The organism is Alcanivorax sp. HI0044, assembly GCF_001634945.1.
The window spans coordinates 1-650 of the sequence record NZ_LWEZ01000953.1; the positions used below are offsets into that span (position 1 = coordinate 1).

Here is a 650-nt window from a genome sequence, read left to right on the forward strand (position 1 = left end):
TTTAATGTGCCGGAAGGCGCGCAGCCTTTGCTCAACCGTTTGCGTAAAAACGGCAAGCATCTGCGCCGCTGGCTGGAGCGGGAAGATATCCAGTGTTATCGCCTCTATGATCGCGATCTACCGGAATTCAATGTGGCGGTGGATATCTATGGCGACCAGGTGCTGGTGCAGGAATTCAAGGCACCGAAAACGATTGACCCTGAAAAAGCCAAGGCGCGGCGTGACTGGGCGGTAACGGCGGTGCGGGCGGCTCTTGGCGTGCACCGTGAGCAAGTGCACCTGCGTACGCGCGAGAAACAGAAGGGGAACCAGCAATACCAAAAGCTGGATACCCAAGGGCACTATCGGGTAGTGCGGGAAGGTCAGGCTCAGTTGCTGATAAACCTGCAGGATTACCTTGATACCGGTTTGTTTCTGGATCACCGCCCCACGCGACTGCGCATTGCGGAGCAGGCTAGCGGGAAACGCTTCCTGAATCTGTTTGCCTACACCGGTTCAGCCACGGTGCACGCTGCCGTCGGTGGCGCCAAGCGCACGGTGACCGTTGATTCGTCGAAACGCTATCTGGACTGGATGGCCTGTAACCTGGCGGCCAACGGCTTCTCCACCGACCAGCACGAGCTGGCCCGTATGGATGCCATGCGCTGGCT

The 650-nt window shown here is 58.6% G+C and carries 1 protein-coding gene; it reads left to right on the forward strand.

Going from position 1 to position 650, the window contains the following annotated elements; all coding sequences use genetic code 11:
* A partial coding sequence (locus tag A3730_RS11130) for a class I SAM-dependent methyltransferase (protein WP_197477441.1) occupies window positions 1-650 on the forward strand: 650 nt, incomplete at both ends.